Source organism: Mucilaginibacter sabulilitoris (assembly GCF_034262375.1).
Lineage (GTDB): Bacteria > Bacteroidota > Bacteroidia > Sphingobacteriales > Sphingobacteriaceae > Mucilaginibacter > Mucilaginibacter sabulilitoris.
In genome coordinates this window covers 5,964,741-5,980,089 of record NZ_CP139558.1, presented here as the reverse complement: position 1 = coordinate 5,980,089, position 15,349 = coordinate 5,964,741, and the positions used below count along the sequence as shown (strand labels likewise).

General features: G+C 41.8%; 10 protein-coding genes. 8 read left to right on the top strand and 2 right to left on the bottom strand.

All coding sequences use genetic code 11. The features are described 5' to 3' along the window. Positions 1-429 precede the first annotated feature (429 nt). Positions 430-1,836 (top strand): alpha-L-fucosidase, encoded by a 1,407-nt coding sequence (locus tag SNE25_RS25530; RefSeq protein ID WP_321561849.1) that lies wholly within the window; start codon positions 430-432, stop codon positions 1,834-1,836. A 46-nt stretch (positions 1,837-1,882) separates the two neighbouring features. After that, positions 1,883-4,174 carry a GH92 family glycosyl hydrolase gene (locus tag SNE25_RS25525; RefSeq protein ID WP_321561848.1) on the top strand — a complete coding sequence of 764 codons (2,292 nt, stop codon included), beginning with the start codon at positions 1,883-1,885 and terminating at the stop codon, positions 4,172-4,174. Between the two features lie 277 nt (positions 4,175-4,451). Here SNE25_RS25525 and SNE25_RS25520 read toward each other — a convergent pair whose 3' ends face one another. Beyond that, positions 4,452-7,340, bottom strand: a complete 2,889-nt coding sequence (locus tag SNE25_RS25520) for a glycoside hydrolase family 38 N-terminal domain-containing protein (protein WP_321561847.1) — start codon at positions 7,338-7,340, stop codon at positions 4,452-4,454. A 194-nt stretch (positions 7,341-7,534) separates the two neighbouring features. After that, a complete protein-coding gene (locus tag SNE25_RS25515) occupies positions 7,535-9,871 on the bottom strand; it encodes a family 20 glycosylhydrolase (RefSeq protein WP_321561846.1) in 2,337 nt (778 codons plus the stop codon). 287 nt (positions 9,872-10,158) lie between these two features. Between SNE25_RS25515 and SNE25_RS25510 the strand changes: the two genes are divergently transcribed. From SNE25_RS25510 to SNE25_RS25485, 6 genes are all read left to right on the top strand, one after another. Beyond that, complete coding sequence (locus SNE25_RS25510; RefSeq protein WP_321561845.1) at positions 10,159-10,527, top strand: nuclear transport factor 2 family protein; 369 nt, start codon at positions 10,159-10,161, stop codon at positions 10,525-10,527. A 229-nt stretch (positions 10,528-10,756) separates the two neighbouring features. Beyond that, positions 10,757-12,085 (top strand): glycosyltransferase, encoded by a 1,329-nt coding sequence (locus SNE25_RS25505; RefSeq protein ID WP_321561844.1) that lies wholly within the window; start codon positions 10,757-10,759, stop codon positions 12,083-12,085. A gap of 134 nt (positions 12,086-12,219) precedes the next feature. Next, positions 12,220-12,603: a hypothetical protein gene (locus SNE25_RS25500; protein WP_321561843.1), complete on the top strand. Its 384-nt coding sequence runs from the start codon at positions 12,220-12,222 to the stop codon at positions 12,601-12,603. Between the two features lie 74 nt (positions 12,604-12,677). Then, positions 12,678-13,082, top strand: coding sequence for an EVE domain-containing protein (locus SNE25_RS25495; protein WP_321561842.1), 405 nt, complete (start codon positions 12,678-12,680; stop codon positions 13,080-13,082). Then, positions 13,082-14,233 carry a carbohydrate-binding family 9-like protein gene (locus SNE25_RS25490; protein ID WP_321561841.1) on the top strand — a complete coding sequence of 384 codons (1,152 nt, stop codon included), beginning with the start codon at positions 13,082-13,084 and terminating at the stop codon, positions 14,231-14,233. The genes SNE25_RS25495 and SNE25_RS25490 overlap by 1 nt, the downstream gene beginning before the upstream one ends. Then, complete coding sequence (locus SNE25_RS25485; RefSeq protein WP_321561840.1) at positions 14,226-15,311, top strand: family 10 glycosylhydrolase; 1,086 nt, start codon at positions 14,226-14,228, stop codon at positions 15,309-15,311. The genes SNE25_RS25490 and SNE25_RS25485 overlap by 8 nt, the downstream gene beginning before the upstream one ends. The last annotated feature ends 38 nt before the right edge of the window (positions 15,312-15,349 follow it).

The following is a 15,349-nucleotide window of genomic DNA, read 5'->3' as shown; positions in this document are numbered from 1 at the left end:
TCAATTGTTTTAAATGGCTGAGGGTGTATTAATAAAGCGATGGCTAACGGATTGCTAAAGTCTTAAGAAAATTAATATGATTTTTTTGACTTGTTATTTCTTTTAAAAGGAAAAATGTATTTACTTTGGTAAAACGATTTATCAATAGCTGATAATTTGCTTATACATTGAATTGATACCCCATTTAAAATAATCCACTAACTCGGCACAGTGTTAATAAGCTGTGTCAAGTTTTTTTATGTCCGGACATTTTTACGCTGTGTAAACTGAATTTTGAGCTTCATAACGCATATATTTAGCAATTATTTATCCAAATGGAAAAACACTTTTTTACGACTGTTCTTTGCCTTGAAACCGGAAAAAATATTAGACAAGCTTTGGGCTGTTTATGCCGAAATTCAACTATTTAAGTAAACCCAATTAATTATAATGAAATTCAAAAGCCTTATAAAAACCCTTTGCATCGCGTTGCTTTGCAGTTTGCCTGTTATTTTAAAAGCACAAAGTAATAAACCGGTAAAAAGCCTTGCGCAATTGCAGCAGGAGTTTGTTGACCTGCGTTTCGGCATGTTCATCCATTTTAATATTCCTACCTATCTTGATCAGGATTGGGCCGATCCGGAAGCATCGCCGGCTATATTTAATCCTACCAAACTTAATTGCGACCAATGGGCAAAAGCAGCTAAATCGGCACATATGAGCTATGGCTGCATTACTACAAAACATCACAGTGGTTTTTGCATCTGGGACACTAAAACCACCGATTATAATGTAATGAACAGCCCGTTAAAACGTGATGTGGTTAAAGAATATGCCGATGCTTTCAGGGCTAACGGGCTAAAGGTGTTTTTATACTATTCTATTCTTGATACTCACCACAGGTTAAGGCCAAATGGTATAACCCGCAAACATGTTGATATGATCAAGGCGCAGATTACCGAGTTGTTAACCAAATACGGCGATATAGGCGCGTTGATTATTGATGGCTGGGATGCCCCATGGTCAAGAATAACCTATGATGATGTTCCGTTTGAAGAAATATACCGACTGGTAAAATCATTACAGCCCAATTGTTTGGTTATGGATTTGAATGGTGCTAAATATCCAGCGGAAGGTATGTTTTATACCGATATTAAAACCTACGAACAGGGTGCGGGTCAGCATATTTCAAAAGAAAATAATAATATGCCGGCATTGTCATGCTATCCGCTGCAAAAGCATTGGTTCTGGAACTTGTCTGATCCTACCGACGCGGTTAAAGACCCCGTTAAGTTGGTAAACGATAATATCATTCCGTTTAATAATGTTGATTGTAATTTCATTCTGAATGTTGCACCCAATCGTGATGGCCTTATTGATGACAACGCGCTGGCAGCCCTGAAAAAGATAGGGGAAATGTGGAAAAATGAAGGCCCGGTGGCTAAGCTTCCTAAGCTGGATGCACCGATCATTTCACATAACCTAGCTAAAAACCAGTTCTCCAATTCAAGCTGGAGTGATGATATGAACATTATGGACTTTGCCAACGATGACGATTTTAAATCATCATGGGTATCCAATTCAACGGTAAAGAAACCCTGGTATGAAATTACCTTCGACAGAGATCAGGGCTTTAATGCCATTGCCATTACCGAAGAAAAACCAAATATCACCAGCCTGCATATCGAATATTGTGATAACGGTACCTGGAAGCCAATTTTTTCGGGAGAAAATAAGGGCCGGGTAAAAATATTCCGTTTTGATCGTATCTGGGGAAGCAAGCTTAGGGTATCTGTTGACGCGTCTGACCATCAGGCGTCCATTGCCGAGGTAGGCGTTTATAACGAAAGAAGATAATAAATGATTTTCCATCTTCCTTATGGGAAAAGACTAACAATATAACATGAAACAATTATTCACTGCTTTTTTATTAGGCGCTGCCCTTAGGGCTGGTGCACAAAACCTCCCTGCAGAGAAACTGGTACAATACGTAAACCCTATTATAGGTACCCAGCGAATGGGCCATACTTACCCCGGAGCTACAGTGCCATTTGGAATGGTGCAACTAAGTCCGGAAACGGATACCGTCGGTTATGAACTCAATGGCAAGTATAACCCCGATGTATATAAGTACTGCGCCGGTTACCAGTACGACGATAAAACGATAGTCGGTTTTAGTCACACCCATTTTAGCGGTACGGGTCACTCTGACCTGGGCGACTTTTTAATTATGCCAACCGTCGGCGCCTTAAAACTAAATCCCGGTACGGCTGATAAACCAGGCAGTGGTTACCGTTCGGCGTTTTCTCATCAGAACGAGGTTACCGAAGCCAACTATTACAAAGTAAAGCTTGATGAAAGCAACATTATAGCCGAAATGACCACCAGCACACGTGTGGGTTTCCATCAGTACACTTTCCCCAAGTCGGATCAATCGCATATCATATTAGATCTGATGGCTGGTATTTATAATTACCCCGATAAAAACGTCTGGACTTACATGAAAGTGTTGAATGACTCTACGGTAGTAGGTTATCGTCAAACAAGCGGCTGGGCCCGCACCCGTTCGCTGTATTTTGCCATGAGCTTTTCTAAACCATTTTTTCAGCACGGCTACAAAAAGTACGATAAGCGGCAGGTGTACGGTGGTTTCTGGGGCAAATTTAATCAAACTAAAAACTTCCCGGAAATAGCCGGTCGCCAGATCAGGAGCTATTTTGATTTTAAAACCGAAGAGGGCGAAAAGATCAAGATCAAATTCGCACTGTCACCGGTGAGTATGGATGGCGCGCTGAATAACATGCGTACTGAAATACCAGGCTGGGATTTTGACAAGGTAAAGAACGATGGCCAGCAGCAATGGGAAAACGAACTGCATAAAATTGTGATACAAGGCAGCAAGGAAACCAAAGAGAATTTTTATACCTCCATGTATCATGCCATGATCAATCCAACCATTTATATGGATGCGGATGGCCAGTACAAAGGTCTTGATCAGAATGTACACAAAGCCGATGGCTTTACCAACTATACCACCTTCTCGATGTGGGATACCTACCGCGCCCTGCACCCGCTGTTTAATATTATTGACCCTAAACGCAATGCCGATATGGTGCAATCTATGCTGGTACATTTTGACCAGAGCCCGGAGAAAATGCTGCCTATATGGTCAAATTCAGGTAACGAAAATTGGTGCATGAGCGGCTATCATAGCGTAGTTGTATTAGCCGATGCCGTAGTAAAGGGCAATGCCCCGTTTGATGCCAATAAAGCGCTTGACGCCTGTGTGGCTACCGCCCGCCACAGGGATTATGAGGGCATCGGTTCGTACATTGATATGGGTTATATTCCCGACGAAAAAAGTGGTGTATCGGTATCGTCGACCTTAGAATATGCCTTTGACGACTGGGCCATAGCGCAAATGGCAAAAAAGCTGAACCGCAATGATATTTACGAAGAGTTTATCAAACGCTCGCAAAACTATAAAAATGTGTATGATGCCAAAGCAGGCTTTATGCGTCCCAAACTGGCCAATGGTAGTTTCCGCCAGAAGTTTGACCCGTTGAGCACTATTAATGAAGGCTTTATTGAGGGCAACTCCTGGAATTATACCCTGTTTGCACCTCAGGATCCCGAAGGGCTTATTAAGCTGATGGGGGGTAACAAGCGTTTTGTAGGTTACCTCGATTCGCTATTTACCATGGACCTGCCCGATAAGTATTTTGCCGAAACAGAGGACATTACCCGCGATGGCATCATCGGTAACTATGTGCATGGTAATGAGCCATCTCACCATGTTGCTTATCTTTATAACTGGACAGACAAACCCTGGAAAACACAGGAACGCATCCGCATGATATTGCCGCGCATGTACAAACCAACACCTGATGGTTTGGGAGGTAATGATGATACCGGTCAGATGAGCGCCTGGTATATATTCAGCTCGTTGGGCTTTTACCCGGTAGCTCCCGGTTCAGATCAGTATTCCATCGGAAGCCCGGCGGTTAATGGCGCGGTTATTAACCTTGACAATGGAAAAACATTCACCATTAATGTTAAAAATCAAAGTTCGAAGAATGTTTATGTACAAAGAATGGTATTGAATGGTAAAATACTCACCGGTTTATTCATCAGCCATGCCGATATTATGAATGGCGGCGAGATCACCTTTTATATGGGGTCAAAGCATAAATAGACTTTCCAGAAAGACTAAAAAACAAAAACGGCTCGAAGTATCAGTACTTCGAGCCGTTTTTGTTTTTTGACTGAGATGATTAGATAAGTGATAGTAAAAAAACGTGTCATTGAGGTACGAAGCAATCTCTACATAACAAGTCAAACATGCAAAGTTCGCTCTGTAGAGCATAGAGATTATTAATATTGTGTTTGTTTTAACGGTATTAATGAGCTCACTCCGTTCGGTTGTCTTCGTACCTAGCAATGACGCGTGAATATTAAATATAAAATTCGTACTACCTTTCAACCCTAACGCTGATCACCCCCTTCGCAGGGATAGTGAAGCGATCGTTTAAAGTTTTTAGCTTGTCTTCCATCAGATTGCTTTCCCATACTTTAATAGCTGTAACGTTGTTTGGCGTAAGACTTATTTCGGTATCAATATCACCCGCGTTCACCAATTGAGCGATAACGCCCTTGCCATCATCGGCAGGTTTTATGGCCTCTACATAAACATTGTTACCGCTGATCTTAAAAAACAGGCCATTTTCAGGCTCGCCAGAGACTGCAGCTGCTATCAGGGGTTGATGATTGTTTAAGCCCGTTTGGTTAGCCTTAAAGCTATCAAAACCACCATCATGAGCCTGTATAAAATAGTGGAAGGTGGCAGGCCCTTCCTGATCGGCCCTGAAATTGGTATGCCACAGGTTGTTCATCACCCAGGAGTAAATGATTGATGATTGTGGAGTAAATGACAGCCATTGCGGCGCATGGCGCAGACCGCCCAGTAAATTGGCTGTAGTAATAGCTCCTATCTCAAACAATGGGGCATCAGGGCTTGACCACGTAATACCATACGAACCATTTGATACATCGGCCCAGCGTTGCATGGTGTACCAGTTATGGTTGGAGTAGGGTAGCTGGTCGCCTTCTGCAAGTGCGCTTCCCCATGGTATGCTGTAACGCACCTGTGCTCTCGGAACATTGAATGGGAACGCGAAATGAACGCTTTCCTTACGCCTTATAGCGGTTTTATCAATGGTGTTGATGAGTTCAACCTTGTCTATACCGCTTACCAGCCTTATTTCGCGGGTAAGCCCCTTGGTGCCTGGAGCGTCTGACTTAACGAGCAGACTTACCACCAACGGACCATTCTCCTTAATGCTGATGGCGGCGTTTGAAGTGGTAACCAGGTTTTTCAGGGAGTCGCCGGGCATATAAGTATATTGATTAAGCCCGGCAGAGTCAGCCGCTACATAATTACGCGTAGCGGAGGTGGCTTTGCTTAATTTGGTGATATTACCGGTTTTACCATCCACACTAACAGTATAAACACCATTTGTTAAGGTACCTGCGCTTACTTTGGCCAAACCTTTGGTAAAGGCGTTACCCGTACTAATGGTATAAGTATTTTTGCCCATGGCAGGTACGGCATTGGCTACAAAAACAAGCTCGCCGGTACTTAAACGCTGTGACGGTACTTTTTTGCCGGCGGCGTCCTTAACCAAGTCGCCAGTCTTACTTAAAGCTGCGGAAACATATACCACATCGGTACGCGTCCAAGCGGTGGTATTATATACATCAATAGCGTTTGCTTTAGTGGTTACGGGTTTTAACGCGTCTTCCATTAAGGAGTCAACCTGCTTCTGAGCCTGTAAAACGTAGCCCTGTTTTACGGCCCATTCGTTTTTTACCTTTTCATTATCGGGTTGGCCAACGCTGTTGTAAGCACCCCAGGTATGTTCATTATATAACAACAGGTTTTTCCAGGTGTCGTCAAATGCCGCTGCCGGGTAGGCCGGTTTATTGCGGATGGCCCAGATGGCACCGGTTTGCTTCAGCAGATCGGAAGTACTGCGACTTAAAGCGGTTTCTTTTGCGGCTGATGATACGCCATCTGTCCAGTACTCGGTATAATCGCCTGCGAAGGATGGGATATCGTTTTTGTATTTTGCTTCCAGATCAGTAAAAAATTGCTTTACCGACGTGATGATCAGCTTTGGTGAGGTATAGCGTTCGTTCCAAGCTTTTACCGCATCGGGCAGTTCCGGGTCAATGGGCGCGTTGTCGCTCATGGCCCAGGTTAGGATAGACATGTTGTAAGGGAAATTATTTTGTTCCAGATCGCCCAAGTATTGAAACAGGTAGGGGTTAAGGAAGTTTTCTGTCGGATGACCGGTATAAAACGGCTTGGGTTCATCAATGGTAAAAAAATTAGGGATTTTTGTGCCCTTAAGACGATAACCGATAGAATAAGGCTGGCACTGCCAGAACAGCAATTTCTGCTTGCCCGATGGCGATACCCAGTAAAAAGGTTTGTCCTGCCATTTCGCTAAGTTTCCTATCCGGTCAGACGCGTTTGGCCCCGATAAAAAATATTTAATACCGGTTTGTTCTGCCTGGGCGGCTAAACCCCATGAAGCGCCCGGCACATCACCCTGAAACATGCTGTTGATGGTAATATCCTGCTCACGGGCCAATTTTTGTGATTTGGCGAACATCTGCATCAGCTGTCTTGAATCTGTCATACTGGTATTAATATTGCCATAAGCACCATCCAAATTGATCCATCCTTTTTTTACGGCGTTCCAAAAGCGGATTTTTTTCTCGGGTGAGGCCAGTTTCAGATAATTGTCAACCACCCATATTGCCTCGGTAGTCCATTTAAAGCGGGCTTCGGCAGGGTAGTTCTGCGTTTTTTCGGCCAGATCAATAGATTCATCAATATTATCAATATGAAGTTTAAGTACCTTGGCTTGCGTGTTGGTATAACCAATATCCACATGCGAGTGCGGCAGCACATAAACACTCCAGTCGGCGCGGGCCGGTTCCATAATACAACGGGCAACATAACTTTGATTGCCCGATTTTAAAGTAACCGAAGCCTGGGTACTTATTTTTACAGGCTCGCCAGGTAACGCAACCTCAAAAACCTCAAGTCCTTCTGCGCTTGCAGGTATAGTAATATTTTCAGTATGGTTATTGAATGATACTGTGGCTGTAGCCTCGTTATAGCTTTTGCCATTTTGAAACAGCAGCCTGGCCATGCGCCTGTTTTCACCCTGATATTTGATATATGCCACCGTTGATTGCAGCGTAATGGAAGTAAATACCTGCTTAGTTTTCTGAGCATAAGCGCCAACAGAGATAAGGAACAGAACGGCTATGGTTTGCAGACTTTTCATGTGACTGTGGATTTTGATTTGACAGAGCTATTCAAATAATCAGGTTTATATATTTTGATATGTTATAATGTACAAACATATATTATTAAACTGGATTTTTCAAGCTAATGGCAGAGAAAATATCGACATAAAATAAGGCCGTTATTGGGTATAACGACCTTATTTTATGTGATGTCTATCCGAATTCTTAAAAATTAATTAAACAACATTGCCGGTTCAAATTCTTTTTTCTCCACGGTGCCTGGCGCGGTCATAAAAACACGCAGCGGGGTTTGCCTTATGCGGTAAGCACCTGGTAAAAGCACCGGAGCATTATAGATGTATTTCACCTTTATTTTATGAAATCCTTTAACCAATGGTAAGGCGTTTTCGCTTTCGGTAACTTTTTGGTCGTCGATAAATAACTGGGTATCTGTATATGAAGCCTGTGAGAAGGTGTATGCCCCATCGGCAGGGATATTCACATAACCGCTAAATACCATACCAAAGTGCTGGTTATCTTTTTTAAATGATTCCGCGTTTAATTTATCAGCAATAGCAGATTCTCCGCCGGAGGCGTAATCCAGCTGATCTGGAACGGTAAAGGTGTCTTTTATGAGTGTACAGTTTAATCCGGGTTTGTTAGCACTGTAATTTACAGCCGGTAACAACGCTCTGTTATACATCAGCGTGCGGGTAGCTATGCTTCTGCGGCCGGTGGGGGTAATAACCCTGGTTTTAAATTCTCTTTTCTCATTGGCCGGAACATATATGGTAATAGGCGATACATATTCCAAATCGGTATCTAACGGGTCGCGACCGTTAAGGGTGTAATAGATCCTGGCACCCGGCACTACCGATTTTGGTGCAAAGGTAAATTGCGAGCCGAATACCATAGTGTCAATAATGGGCAGGGCAGTAGGTACCCTGTAGTTATAATGCATAGCTTCAAGCCGTGCGAAATGTTTGGCCAGTCTTACTTCTGAAAAGTTGGTATAGTCCTTATTCTCTGGCTTGCTCCATGCTACTTCAGATAGCGCGAACAGGCGCGGCAGTATCTGGTATTGTAGTTTGGCTACGGTTGGTACATACTCTGTCCAAAGGTTGCCCTGTGTGCCTATCACATACTGCTGTTCTTCGGGTGTTAATTCTTTAGAAACGGGATCGTAATTGTACGTTTCATCCAGGGCTGCATATCTGCCAAATGATACCGGCTCCTGCGGCGAACTACTTTGATAATGATCAAAATAGTTACCGGTAGTTTGCGGCGTCATGATCACATTGTGTTTTTGACGGGCAGCGGCAATGCCTCCTTCTTCACCTGTCCAGCTCATTACGGTAGCGTTTGGTGCCAGGCCGCCTTCCAGTATCTCATCCCAGCCAATAATGCTGCGACCTTTTGAATTCAGGAATTTCTCTATGGTTTGTATAAAATAGCTTTGGAGTTCATGTTCATCTTTCAGGCCTTTTTCCTTAATTAAAGCCTGGCAAAATGCTGATGCTTTCCAGGGTTCTTTATTAGCCTCATCGCCTCCTATATGAATGTATTTGCTCGGGAAAAGCTCCATTACCTCGGTAAGTACATTCTCCAGAAAGGTAAATGTTTCGGGGGTAGGGCAGTATATATTGTTCACTTCCCTTGCAGGTACCTTACTATCGGCTGGGAGCTCGCACCTTAATTCCGGGTAGGCCCTTAAAGCTGCTTCGGAATGGGCAGGCATTTCAATTTCGGGTACAACATTGATATAACGGGCTGCGGCAAATTTCACCACATCCCTGATCTCATCCTGGGTGTAATAACCTCCATAAGAGAGGGAATCTGGCCAGTCGCGATTGGTGCCGTACATGGTTTGTTTACGATAGGCTCCAACCTCGGTTAATTTAGGATATTTTTTGATCTCGATGCGCCAGCCCTGACCATCAACCAGGTGCCAGTGAAAGTTGTTGAGTTTATAAGCGGCCATCAGCTCAATAACTTTTTTAACCTGTGGCACCGTAAAAAAGTGGCGGGAAACATCGAGCATCATTCCGCGATACCCGAATCTTGGGGAATCTTCAATAGTTATACAGGGTAATTTTTCGGTACCTGAGGTTTCAACAGGGAATAGCTGCATAAAAGTTTGAATGCCGTAAAACAAGCCTGCCCCCTTGCCAATAATTGTGATGCGGCGTGGGGTTATGGTTAATTTATAACCCTCTTTGGGCAAGGTTGTGGAACCCCGGCCGGTAATTATTAGGGTGGTTCCGCGGTTTGATCTTATCCTCGGATTATATTTTGACAGTTTATTATTAAAATGCCTGTTGTTCAGCAAAAAGTCTTTCAGAAAAACAACATTTCTATCCTTGATATTATCAGCCTTGATTTGGGTTAGCTGGCTGAACGTGAACGTACCCGCTGCTTTTGTTATAGAAGCCGGCGCGGGTATGATACCCAAATGAGGGTCATCAGCAGGTGCTTGCGCTTTAACAAGTTTTGCCTGTAATGAAAATGCCAATAGTACACTTAAGGCAATTAGAAAAGGTTTTAACGTGGAGTTGTAGTTTTGATTCATGGTGAAGGTAAAGAAGATGAATAAACCCGATTGTTATTCGCTAAAATACTTTATAATAACTTAACAGCCATTATAATGGCTTATGTAACAAATAATTGACAAAGAGCAGGCATGTAAGAATAAGAGCCTTGCTGAATTCTTCTTGAGAGATCCGGCTAATCCAACCTCGTAAAATGTTGTAAAAGATGAGCAAATGTTAATCTAAATTTAAAATGGTTTTTAATGGCTTTGATAAATATATCTTATAACTTTATAATAATGAACCAGCATTTAAAACCCTAAAGATTATGAACACACAAGAAGTAGCCGACAAATTAGTACAGCTTTGCCGGGAAGGAAAAAATGTAGAAGCGATAAATGAGCTTTATGCAGATAATATTGTGAGCCATGAGCCCAAAGGAACACCTATGGAATTAACAGAAGGAAAAAACGCTGTGCTGGATAAAACCAATCAGTGGTATGCGATGGTTGAAGAATATCATGGTGGCTCTATCTCGGATCCTATTGTAAGCGGCAATTTTTTTAGCTGCGCCATGGATATGGATGTTACTTACAAAGGAATGGGTAGAAGTGAAATGAACGAGATTGCAGTTTATGAGGTTAAGGACGGAAAAATTGTTTCTGAAAGGTTCCATTATGATGTGCCGATGGCATAAACCATTAGTTTGCTCAAAATCCCCCCGTTATAAACTTAAAATCCCCGTGCGCTTACCGCAGGGGATTTTTTATTTCATGGTAAAGAAAAAAAGCCAGGCCTGAGCTTTCACTTTTAAAAGCTCAGATTAGCCCTCATTTTTTTCTTTGATATGAGAAGATAGACTGAATAAGATTTTAACTATGTTTGAAAGAGCTTTCGCTATACTTAACTTGTTTTAGGTTAAGCTAATGGGTGAATTCCTATTTCAGACTTCTTATAAAATCATTGAACCTAACCTTGTAATTAACATGCACTTTGCTATTACTACTTATGGATCGCGGGGTGATGTTCAGCCCTTTGTTTCTTTGGCTTTAGGACTAATGGACAATGGCCATCAGGTGACATTATTGGCACCTGGAAATTTTAAAGAGTTTGTAAATGGATATGGCGTAAATTTTTATGCTTTGCATGGCAATATAGAAGAAATTGTACATTCTCCAGAAGGGTTGCGCGTATTAAAAACCGGAAACACATTCTCCCTTTTGCGTTATATGCAAAAAGCTGTTCGAAAACTTCAACCCGTAATAAACAATGACATATTATCAGGATGTGCTGATGCAGATGTGATCATATCCAGTGTATTGTGCATACAATGGGTTAAAGCAATTGCAGAAAAATTGAACAAAAGTTGGGGAGTTATTCAGTTTCAACCGCCAACCAGCCCGACTAAAGCGTTTCCATTTGTTGGTTTAAACTTTTTTAATTTTCCCAATTATAACCTATTTACTTATTGGCTTTTAGGAGTAATCAATTGGTCTTTAAACAAAAGAGAAATAAATAAATTTCGAATTTCTTTAGGTTTAAAGTCATTAAAAAGGCCAACATTCGGGAGTTTACGTTCTGAAAACATTCTTAATTTGTATTGCTTTAGTCAGCTGCTTATTAAACGCCCTGATGATTGGCCGAGTAATACCCACATAACAGGTTTCATGACTTTGGCCGATAGAAAGACAACATACGTTTTAAGGCAAGTTGATGAAATTTTATTAAGATGGATTGAAGATGGTGAAAAGCCGGTTTACATTGGATTTGGAAGTATACCGATCCCGGATCCTGAATTATTTAGTGCTATACTAATAGAAATAATTCAAAAAAATAATATCAGAGTTGTATTGTGTAAAGGTTGGACAATACTTCCCGGCATACCTTCCCATCCCAATTTATTTGTTTTGGATTCTGTGAACCACGAATGGCTCTTACCGAAATGCTCGTCAGCAATAATCCATGGTGGTGCGGGAACTTTAGCCGCTGTTTTAAATGCTCAGATCCCATTAGTTATAATATCAGTTTTTGGTGATCAACCTTGGTGGGGATCAATTATTGAAAATAAACGATTAGGGATTCATATACCTTTTAAGCAAATTACTACAGCTAAGATTTTAGATGCTTTGTACATTATTCAAACAGATGAATATTTGAATAACACCAGGAAGATGGGGGATGAAATACAATTAGAAAATGGCTTACAACATACCGTAAAGATGTTGGAAGATTATTTTGTTGCACAATCGTTATAAGCATCAAACTACATATGATCCTAATTAATAGTATTTAAAAAATCAAAATGATGATAAAAATAATTATGACAATGGGTTAACCGAGGAGCCAATCTTTGAAAGCTTTTTATCATAATTTAGGCAAAAAAACACTAATGAAAAAATTAATCCTTTTAGTCATTTTAATAACTGGTATTAACACACTGGTATCTGCTCAAACCGCTTCACCTGTATTTAATGCAAATAAAGACGCTGTAACCTATCTGGGCCATAAACTTTATATTAATATGGAGGTAAAACTACTATACGGTGCTAAACCGGATAAAGGTTTTGTATTTGCCTATTCAAACCTGATAAACAACCAACTATCGGCTGGTTATGCTAACGAAATAGTTGTTATTAAAGAGCTGAAAGAGATGAATGGTAAATGCTACGCCAGCGGAACATTTAAAACCGTTACCGGATTGCTAAACAGTAAAACCTGTTTAATTGATATACAGGGAGCTATTGACTGGAAAGAGATACAGGTGGAGTTATAAATTCCTTACAAATGCTTATCCTGTTTTTCACTGCTTTTTAACATCTTTACACCTACAAAATTTGTGAATAGTTTATGCAGCATTGGCTTGTAAAATCAGAACCCGTTAAATACAGTTGGGAAAAATTTAATAAAGATGGACGTACCTTTTGGGATGGCGTACGTAATTACCAGGCCCGTAACAACCTCAGAGAAATGAAAGAGGGCGACCTGGTATTGTTTTACCATAGTAACGATGGTAAGGAAGTAGTAGGTATAGCCAAAGTTGTAAAGGAAGCTTATCAGGACCCAACCACTACCGACCCGAACTGGGTAGTGGTTGACCTGGCCCCGGTTGAAACACTAAAAAAACCGGTAACACTTGAAGTAATCAAGGCTGATGAGCAGTTGAAGGATGTTGGGTTGGTTAGGCAGGGGCGCCTATCGGTAATGGGTTTAAAGCGTGAGGAATTTGACCGTATATTAGAATTAGGCAGCTAATGAACACATTACCTGTTTTTAAAAAAATTAAAGGCCTGTCTTTGTTAAAGACAGGCTTAATTGTATTTATAGTTTTTGGTTCGGGTAGGTTAATGGCCCAGGATGCTTTTAAAGGCCTCGAAAATTTGTTTACCATACCTCAAAATTATGTGGTAAAACATACCGCCAAAGCCCCGGCAATTGATGGCGATATTGATGAAAACATATGGCAGCAGGCCAAGTGGACAGCTGATTTTACAGATATTGAGGGCGATCTGAAACCTAACCCATCGCTGCAAACCAATATTAAAATGCTCTGGGACGATAGTTGCGTGTATGTGGCTGCCCGCTTATATGACCCGCATGTATGGGCCACGCTTAAAAATCATGACGATATTGTTTTCAGGGATAATGACTTTGAGTTGTTTGTCGACCCGCAGAACACTACTCATAGTTATTATGAAATTGAGGTTAATGCCATTAACACTATTTTTGATCTGTACCTAAACAAACCCTACCGCAACATGGGCAGTGCAGTACCCGGTTGGGATGCGCATGGCTTGCGTACTGCCGTTAAGATACAGGGTACGCTGAACAACCCGAAAGATAAAGACAAGGGTTGGACTGTTGAAATGGCCATTCCTTTTAAAGCGATCAACCCGGGTTTTAAAGCCGCTTCGCCGCAGCATGGAACTTTGTGGCGCATCAATTTTTCGAGGGTGGAATGGGATGCCGAAGTGAAGAATGGGGAATATGTAAAACTAAAGGATACTGCATCCGGACATGATTTGCCCGAGCATAACTGGGTATGGTCGCCGCAAGGGGTAATCAATATGCATTATCCCGAACGTTGGGGGTATCTGCTATTCAGCAACCATAGTGCCGACGATGTTGTATTTGAAATGCCTTATGCCGAACAACAAAAAAAATATTTATGGCTCATTTACTACCGGCAAAAAGAGTGGTATAAACAAAAACATGAGTACGCGCAAACATTAAAAGATTTGGGTATAGAAAGTGGTTATGACATTTTAAAAAAATTTAATAACTTACAACTTGAATCAACAAAACACCAATTTATGGCATTCATTACCGAAGGAGAAGGTTCTCCAACATATACCATAAATCAGGATGGGTTTGTTGAGCCTATAACCAATAATCACCATGAATAAGCGCGGATTTTTAAAAGCCGGTCTGTTGGCTACAGTGGCCTCACAGTTACCGGTAAAAGGTCATGCCTCTGCAAATACCGTAAACAGTAAAAAGAAGGCAATGAAAAACTGGATCTGGATCAATCCTAACCTGAAGGACACTGATGATGATCTTAATACCAATTATACGGCTTATAAAACAGCTGGTATTACAGGGATATTTTTTGAGAACGACAGCGAGCGGCATTTTCGCGCTGCTAAAGCTCACGGCATAGAAGCGCATCGCTGGATATGGACCTTTAACCGGGCCGAAATGATTGGGGAGCACCCGGAGTGGTACAGTAAAAATCGAAATGGCGATTCATGTGCCGATAAACCGCCCTACGTAAAATACTACCGCTGGCTTTGCCCGTCGCGCCCCGAAGTGGAGAATTATCTGAAAGACATTGTTGATAAAACTTTGGAAAAGGACTATGTAGACGGTATACACCTTGACTATGTGCGTTATTCCGATGTGGTACTGCCTGTAAACCTTTGGGATAAATACAAAATTGAACAAACCAAAGAACTGCCCGAATATGATTACTGCTACTGCGAGGTTTGCCAGGCCAAATTTAAAGAGCAATATGGTCAGGATATTAAAGAGATCCAATATCCGGAGGCGAGCCTTTCCTGGCGGTTGTTCAGGTATGGTAATATCATCAGGGTGGTAAACAGTATATCGGCAGTGGCGCATCAGCACAAAAAAGCTATTACGGCAGCTGTTTTCCCGACGCCTGAAGTTGCCCGCCGTAATGTACGCCAGGACTGGACAAACTTTAAGCTCGACGGCGTGTGCCCCATGATATACCATGGTTTTTATAAAGAAGGTGTAAAATGGATAGGGGACGCCGTTGCCGAAGGCATCCATTTTTTAGATGGCAAATTCCCGCTTTATGCCGGGTTGTACCTTTCCGATTTTAAAAATGATGATGAGGTTCGTTCGGGCATACAGTATGCGCTGCAGAATGGGGCTTCGGGCATATCATTCTTTGGAAGAGTTACGCCCTCTGTACTTGATATTTTAAAACAGGAGACAAGTGCTGTAAGGAGGAGCTAAAAAAACTCCTAACTTATTTTTACTTAGATGATAGTTAG

Excerpts from the sequence above, each read along its gene's own strand:
- SNE25_RS25485 (WP_321561840.1), top strand. The coding sequence starts at position 14,226 with ATGAATAAGCGCGGATTTTTAAAAGCCGGTCTGTTGGCTACAGTGGCC.
- SNE25_RS25495 (WP_321561842.1), top strand. The coding sequence starts at position 12,678 with ATGCAGCATTGGCTTGTAAAATCAGAACCCGTTAAATACAGTTGGGAA.
- SNE25_RS25530 (WP_321561849.1), top strand. The coding sequence starts at position 430 with ATGAAATTCAAAAGCCTTATAAAAACCCTTTGCATCGCGTTGCTTTGC.
- SNE25_RS25525 (WP_321561848.1), top strand. The coding sequence starts at position 1,883 with ATGAAACAATTATTCACTGCTTTTTTATTAGGCGCTGCCCTTAGGGCT.
- SNE25_RS25500 (WP_321561843.1), top strand. The coding sequence starts at position 12,220 with ATGAAAAAATTAATCCTTTTAGTCATTTTAATAACTGGTATTAACACA.
- SNE25_RS25490 (WP_321561841.1), top strand. The coding sequence starts at position 13,082 with ATGAACACATTACCTGTTTTTAAAAAAATTAAAGGCCTGTCTTTGTTA.
- SNE25_RS25515 (WP_321561846.1), bottom strand. The coding sequence starts at position 9,871 with ATGAATCAAAACTACAACTCCACGTTAAAACCTTTTCTAATTGCCTTA.
- SNE25_RS25505 (WP_321561844.1), top strand. The coding sequence starts at position 10,757 with ATGGGTGAATTCCTATTTCAGACTTCTTATAAAATCATTGAACCTAAC.
- SNE25_RS25520 (WP_321561847.1), bottom strand. The coding sequence starts at position 7,340 with ATGAAAAGTCTGCAAACCATAGCCGTTCTGTTCCTTATCTCTGTTGGC.
- SNE25_RS25510 (WP_321561845.1), top strand. The coding sequence starts at position 10,159 with ATGAACACACAAGAAGTAGCCGACAAATTAGTACAGCTTTGCCGGGAA.